Here is a 6573-nt window from a genome sequence, read left to right as displayed (position 1 = left end):
GCTAGTCGCGCATCAGAGTCGACTTGCCGAAGAGGCTTTCGACCAGGTCCACGGCCAGTTCCGCGGTCGCGTTGCCGGCGTCCAGGATCGGGTTGACCTCGACGATGTCCAGCGACCCCATGCGTCCGCTGTCGGCGATCATTTCCATGATCAGCTGCCCCTCGCGGTAGTTCACCCCGCCCGGGACCTTGGTGCCGGTGCCCGGCGCGATCGACGGGTCGAGCATGTCGACGTCGAAACTCACGTGCAGGTGGGTGTCGGCATCGACGCCGGCCAGCGCCTCCTCCATCACCTGCTTCATGCCGACTTCGTCGATGTAGCGCATGTCGTAGATATCCAGCCCGTGCTGCTTGACCAGGCGCTTCTCCTCCTGGTCGACCGAGCGGATGCCGATCTGGCGGACCTGCGCCGGCTCGATCTCCGGTACGTGTCCGCCCAGCGAGGTCAGCGCGTCGGGGCCGATGCCGCACAGGCAGGCCACCGGCATGCCGTGGACGTTGCCCGAGGGCGTGATGTCGCTGGTGTTGAAGTCGGTGTGCGCGTCGAGCCACAGGATCCGCAGCTTCTTGCCGCGCTTGCGACAGTGCGCGGCCACGGCCGCGATCGAGCCCACGGCCAGGCAGTGGTCGCCGCCGAGCATGATCGGCATGCGGCCGGCGTCGAGTTCGCGGGTGGACGCTTCAAGCACGGCGCGGTTCCAGGCCACCACCTCGTCGAGGTGGCGGTAGCCGTCGACCGGCGGTTGCCACGGATTGCGCGGACCCTCGACGTTGCCGCGGTCGACCACGTCGATGCCGCGCGCTGCCAGTGCCTCGACCAGGCCGGCCACGCGCAGCGCCTCCGGCCCCATGCGGGTGCCGCGGGTGCCGGCGCCAACGTCGGTGGGCGCGCCGATGATCGATACGGGGGGATGGCTGCGGCTCATGGCGGGCTCCGGTTCTTGACTGTGCCTGCCGCTCCCGGCGGGCATGGATGGCGGACTGGCGTCGACGCGGCCCGCCGCGTTCGATCGCGGCGACGGTTGCGCAGGACGATGGCCGATCCACTCCCCGGCGATGGTGCCGGCACCCGGGTTCGAACTGGGGACCTACCGCTTACAAGGCGGTTGCTCTACCAACTGAGCTATGCCGGCAGTTTTCGCGGGAGTGGATTGCAGCGCGATGCCGTCGTCCTGGCACGCCGCGGGCGGGCATTCTAGCGCGAGGCGGTCGCCGGCGCGGCCGGCAGGGTCGCGCAGTCGACCGCGTCGACGCGTTCGGCGCCCAGCGCATTGCCGTCGGCCGCGGCCAGCGGCATGGCGCTGGCCACGTCGATCCACGTCACCGGCGACGGCGCCTCGCCGAGGGCATCGGCGCGCACTTCGGTGAATCCGGCCGCACGCAGGGCGGCCTGGTGGCGGCGCGCCGGCTCTTCGCTGCCATACAGGCCCAGCGCGATGCTGTTGGCCTCCTCTCCCGCGGCCACGATGTAGTAGTCGCTGAAGCCGGCGGCGGTGATCCGGTCGACCAGGGCCTGCGCGGCGGCGCGATCGGCCTGCGGCGGCAGCCACACGCGCCACTCGCGGCGTGCGGCGTTGGCGGGGGCGGCTTCGCGGATGCTCAGGCGCGCCACGCGCGCCTGCAGTTGGCCTCGCGCGGCAGCGAGCTTGCCCGCATCGGAGAACGGGCCGATCGCGTAGCACTGCAGCGGCGCCTGCGTCGCCGCGGGCGCGACAGGCGGGTCCGCCCGGGATGCATCGGCTCCGGTCGGCGATTCGGGCGCGGACGATTCGCGTGCAATCGCCGCTGGCGCGGCGGCCGCGACGGATGGCGGCGAAGTGGCGCCTTCGGCCGGCGCCACTTCGCGCAGCAGCTGCAGCCGCGCGACCCCGGCGGGCGGTTCGACGGAAGCGACGGCGGGCGCGGTCTCGTCGCGCGCCATCCACCAGGCGGCGACGCCGAGGTTCAACACCACCAGCAGGACGATCAGGGAACGGGCGAGCATGTGTTGATTCTAGGGGTAATCGATGCACGGCTGGCCGCGCGAAGGATGCGGTTCGCGCACCCGCTCCTACAGCGCGTCTGGCTGCGCCCAACGGGCGAGGCCTTCGAGCACAAGCGCCGGCGCGTGCACGGCATGCGGCAGGTGCGCGCGCAGCGCTTCGGCCCCGCCTCCGTGCAGCAGCAGCGTCGGTGCGACGCCTGTCGACGCCGCGGCCTGCAGGCTGCGTTCGACCAGCGCCAATGCGGCGCCGGTGCAGCCGGACTCGAGCGCATCGTCGGTGTCGTCGCCGAATTCGACGTAGCGACCGCCGCTCGCGGGCAACTGCGCTGCACGGGCATGCAGCGCGTCGCGCATCAGCGTCGGCGAGGGCGCGATGCGGCCGCCGTGGTGGTGGCCGTCGGCACCGAGCCAGTCGATGGTCAGCGCGGTGCCCACGCCCACCACCAGCGTCGCGTCGGTGCCGCGCGCGTGCGCACCGAGCAGGGCGAGGAAACGATCGACGCCCAGGCGCGACGGCTGCGGGTAGGCGATCCGCACCGCACCGAACTGCGCCTGCGTGCATGCCAGCGAGATGCGCTGGCAATGTCGGGCGAGCACGTCGAGCAGTTCGGTGCGCAGGCCGTCGGGTGCGACGCTGGCCACGCAGGCGTCGGTGAAATGCGCGGGCAGCACGCTTGGAAGTTCGTCGTCGAAACGCACGCCGTCATGTGCGATCGCATGCACCGGGCCGATGCCGCCGGCATCGTCCAGCGGCGCGCACTTGAGGCGGGTGTTGCCGAGGTCGAACAGCCAGCGGCTCATCGCGGGCGCACGCTGACTTCGCCGGCATGGAAGGCCTGCACCCGGCCGTCGGCCAGGCGCACGCGCAGCGCGCCGTCGGGTGCCAGCCCGAGCGCGGTGCCTGTTCGATCGCCATCGCCGCCGTGCAACACGATGTCGCGGTCGGCAAGCGCATCGAGCTCGGCATGGCGCGGCAGGAAGTTCGCCAGGCCGTCGCGGTCGAACCGTTCCAGCGCAGGCAGCAGCGCCGCCAGCAGCGCCGCCGCGATGGTGTTGCGCGACGGCAGCGCATCGCCCGCCATCGCTGCCAGGTCGGTCCACGGCTGGTCGATGACGCGCCCATGCACGTCCGGCATGCGCACGTTGAGGCCCAGGCCGACCACCGCGCGCACCGGACCGGCATGCTCGCCGCTGCCTTCGACCAGCAGCCCGCCAAGCTTGCGCAGAACCTGCCCCGGGCGTGCCCCGGAGCGGTCACACTCGACGACCACCAGGTCGTTGGGCCATTTCAGGCGGACCGCGTCCAGCCCCAGTGCGTGCAGCGCCTCGGCCGCGGCAACGCCGGCCACCAGGCTCAGCCCGCCCAGCCGCGCCAGCCCGCCGTCGAAGCCTCGCGCCAGCGACAGGTAGAGGTTCGCCGCCAGCGGCGAGGCCCAGTCGCGGCCACGGCGACCGCGACCACCGGTCTGGCGCTCGGCCAGCAGCACCGCCACGCCGTCGCGCGGCGCCGGGCGGCGCAACAGCTCGGAGTTGGTGGAATCGATCGACCAGGCCACCTCCAGGTCGGCCAGCAGCCCGCGCGCACGGTCCGGCATCGCCATCACGATGGCGTCGGCATCAAGCAGGTCCAGCGGCTGCGCCAACGCGTAGCCGCGGCCGGCCTGCGCCTGGATCGCCACCCCGGCTTCGCGCAGGCTTTCGATCCGCTTCCACACCGCGGCGCGGGTCTCGCCGTTCTCGCGCGCCAGCGCGTCGCCCGAGACCGGGCCGGCGATCAGCCGCTGCAGCAGGGCGCGCTCGGCGCTCATCGGCGCCTGGTCGCGCGGTGGCGGGCGGGAGGGCTTGTTGGAAGGACGGCGACGGGCATCAAGCGATTATCCGCGAGGCCATTCACCGCTGTCTCGCCCTCGGGACCGCCGGGGGGCGTAGCCCCGACCTACGTGAGCCCGGCTGCTGCATCGCAGCATGCAACCATCTGCGGAGCCGCCGCATCCAAGGTATAGTCCGCCATTGATCGCGGCTCCGGCCAAGGATCCCCCATGTCCATCCGACTCGCATTGTGCCTGCTGCTGTTGTGCGCCAGCCTGCCGCTGGTTGCGCGCGACATGCCCCTGCTCAGCGCTCAGGACAGCGGCTGCCAGGACGATACGGCAACGCAGGACGGCGACGACGACGTGCGCCCCGCCAGCACCAAGCCGGCGGCGCACACGGTCAAGCCGGCCAAGGCCAAGCCCGGCGCGCGCCATGCCGGCGACAATATCGGCGAGATCCGCCCGCCGCGCTGGCACAGCTTCCTGCCGGGCATGTTCCGCTGAGGTCTTGGCAACATCCCGTGCGCGCGTGCGTGCGCTGATCCGACGCCTGTTCGCAGGCACCGTACCCCCTCCACCCGAGCCGGCCCTGTGGGACGGCGTGCGTCGGCGCGTGCGCTGGGTGGCCGCGCTCGATGCCGAACGCGATGCAAGGCTGCAGGCGCTGGCAGCCCGCTTCCTGCGCGACAAGTCGATCACGCCGGTGGGCGATCTCGAACTCGATGCCGCCGCGCGCACCCTGCTGGCGGCGGTGTGCTGCCTGCCGCTGCTCGAGTTCGGCGAGCAGGGGTTGTACGGCTGGACGCAGCTGATCGTCTACCCCGACGCCTTCCGCGTGAACCGCAGCCACGTCGACGCGGCCGGCGTGCTGCACGAGTGGGAGGACGAACTGATCGGCGAGTCCTGGGAGAGCGGCCCGCTGATCCTGTCGTGGGCCGACGTGCAGGCCGATCTGGACGAGCCGGACGTGGGCTTCTGCGTGGCGGTGCACGAGATGGCGCACAAGCTCGACGCGCTCGACGGCCTGCTCGACGGCACCCCGCCGCTGCCGCGCGCGTGGCAGCGCGAATGGGCGCGCGATTTCCAGGCCGCGTTCGACGCGTTCGCCGCCGAAGTCGACCGCGGCCGGGACACCGCGATCGATCCCTATGCTGCCGAGGCGCCGGAAGAGTTCTTCGCGGTGTGCAGCGAATACCACTTCAGCGATCCACGCTCCCTGCAGGCCACGATGCCGACGGTGGCCGCGCACCTGGCGCGCCTCTACGGCCCCTCGCCCCTGGCGTAGGTCGGGGCTACGTCCCCGACGACTTGCCGGTGTGCCGAGGGAATCGTCGGGGGCGTAGCCCCGACCTACAGGCCTGGCGGCAGGGTCACCTGGAAGCGCGCCCCGCCCAGCTCCTGCGACGGGCCGACGGCCAACTGGCCGCGGTAGCTGCGCACCAGGTCCTGCACGATCGACAGGCCGATGCCGTGGCCCTGCACGCGCTCGTCGCCGCGCACGCCGCGCTGCAGGACGTAGGCGATGCGGTCCTCGGGAATGCCCGGGCCATCGTCGTCGACGACCAGCACCAGCCCCGGCCGCCGGTTGGGCTGCTGCTCGGCGGGCCTGGCGGTCAGCAGCACGCGCGACTTCGCCCACTTGAACGCGTTCTCGAGCAGGTTGCCGAGCAGTTCCTGCAGGTCGCCCGGTTCGCCGTAGAACTGCACGCCGTCGTCGATGTCGAATTCGCAGATCACGCCCTTGTCGGCGTAGATCTTTTCCAGCCCGCGCACGATCTGCTCGGCATGCGGTTCGATGTCGATGGGCGCGGCGAACAGCTTGTGGCCGGCCGAGGCGGCGCGGCCGAGCTGGTAGCCGACCAGGTCGTTCATGCGCCGCAGCTGGGTGTCGACCTCCTCGCGCAGCTCGGCCTCGCTGGCATCGTTGTCCAGGCGCGTGCGCAGCACCGCCAGCGGGGTCTTCAGGCTGTGCGCCAGGTCGGACATCGTGTTGCGCTGGTGGTCGAGGTTCTCGCGTTCGCTCTCGACCAGCGCGTTGATGCTGTCGGTGAGCGGTTCGAGCTCGCGCGGATGGTGTTCGCTCATGCGGTTGGCCTGCCCGCGCTGCACGCGCTTGAGTTCGCTGACCACGTTGCGCAGCGGCCACAGGCTCCAGCGCAGGACGAGTGTCTGCAGCAACAGCAGCACCGCACCGGCGATGCCCAGGTAGCCCCACAGCGCGGTGCGGAACACGCGCACCTGGCGCGCGAGCGAGCCTTCGTCCTCCATCACGTAGACGGTGTACGGGCGCTCGATCTCGACCCCACCGCCGCTGTCCTGCACCGCCGCGACGCCGATGCCGTAGCGGAACACCTCCCCCGGCTGGCCGTTGGTCTTGACGATCGGCAACGGGCCGCGGAATTCCTCCTGGTTGGGCGCCAGCATTTCCTCTTCCGGCAGCTGCGGCCCGCGCGTGGACATCGACCGCCACGATTGCTCTCCCTCGGGCAGGACGACCACCGCGTACAGCCCGCTGCCGGGCTGGTCGAAGCGCGGATCCGTCGGGATCTCGGGGACGTAGATATCGCCGTTACGCCAGAAGTCGATATTGCGGACGTAGTTGTAGGCGTAGGCCTTCAACCTGTCGCGCTGCACCTGTCCGGCGACGTCGACGAAGGCGCGGTCGAGCGCATAGCCGGCCAACGCGAGGAAGGCGACCAGGCCCAGGCTCGCAGCCATGAGCTGGCGCGCCTGCAGCGAACGCGGCCGCCACGGCAGCAACGGCCTGCGCTGCCCGCTC

7 protein-coding genes and 1 tRNA gene are annotated in these 6573 nt (G+C 71.6%); 2 read left to right on the top strand and 6 right to left on the bottom strand.

Translation table 11 applies throughout. The features are described from left to right. Position 1: 1 nt before the first annotated feature. The 5 genes from rocF to ACFONC_RS01000 all read right to left on the bottom strand — a co-directional run bounded on the left by rocF (position 2) and on the right by ACFONC_RS01000 (position 3791). Positions 2-925 carry an arginase gene (rocF, locus tag ACFONC_RS01020; protein WP_386741685.1) on the bottom strand — a complete coding sequence of 308 codons (924 nt, stop codon included), beginning with the start codon at positions 923-925 and terminating at the stop codon, positions 2-4. A 131-nt stretch (positions 926-1056) separates the two neighbouring features. Continuing rightward, a tRNA-Thr gene (locus tag ACFONC_RS01015) sits at positions 1057-1132 on the bottom strand. A 62-nt stretch (positions 1133-1194) separates the two neighbouring features. Beyond that, positions 1195-1983 (bottom strand): SPOR domain-containing protein, encoded by a 789-nt coding sequence (locus tag ACFONC_RS01010; protein ID WP_386741683.1) that lies wholly within the window; start codon positions 1981-1983, stop codon positions 1195-1197. Positions 1984-2049: 66 nt separating this feature from the next. After that, on the bottom strand, positions 2050-2784 hold the full coding sequence (locus tag ACFONC_RS01005) for a type III pantothenate kinase (protein WP_386741682.1): 735 nt from the start codon (positions 2782-2784) through the stop codon (positions 2050-2052). Further along, the gene (locus ACFONC_RS01000; RefSeq protein WP_386741681.1) at positions 2781-3791 is read right to left on the bottom strand and encodes a biotin--[acetyl-CoA-carboxylase] ligase; all 1011 of its coding nucleotides are present in this window, start codon (positions 3789-3791) and stop codon (positions 2781-2783) included. The genes ACFONC_RS01005 and ACFONC_RS01000 overlap by 4 nt, the downstream gene beginning before the upstream one ends. 231 nt (positions 3792-4022) lie before the next feature. Here ACFONC_RS01000 and ACFONC_RS00995 point away from each other — a divergent pair, with 231 nt between their 5' ends. Continuing rightward, complete coding sequence (locus ACFONC_RS00995; RefSeq protein ID WP_386741680.1) at positions 4023-4298, top strand: hypothetical protein; 276 nt, start codon at positions 4023-4025, stop codon at positions 4296-4298. Between the two features lie 85 nt (positions 4299-4383). Continuing rightward, entirely contained in the window at positions 4384-5079 is a 696-nt protein-coding gene (locus tag ACFONC_RS00990) for a M90 family metallopeptidase (protein ID WP_386742197.1), read from the top strand. 65 nt (positions 5080-5144) lie between these two features. Here the strand turns inward: ACFONC_RS00990 and ACFONC_RS00985 are convergent, their stop codons facing one another. After that, positions 5145-6530, bottom strand: coding sequence for an ATP-binding protein (locus tag ACFONC_RS00985; protein WP_386742195.1), 1386 nt, complete (start codon positions 6528-6530; stop codon positions 5145-5147). Positions 6531-6573: the final 43 nt, after the last annotated feature.

The sequence above is a fragment of the Luteimonas soli genome (assembly GCF_042648865.1).
Taxonomy (GTDB): domain Bacteria; phylum Pseudomonadota; class Gammaproteobacteria; order Xanthomonadales; family Xanthomonadaceae; genus Luteimonas; species Luteimonas soli.
Note: the sequence above shows the minus strand (reverse complement) of the source record. Positions and strands in the feature narration are given on the sequence as shown.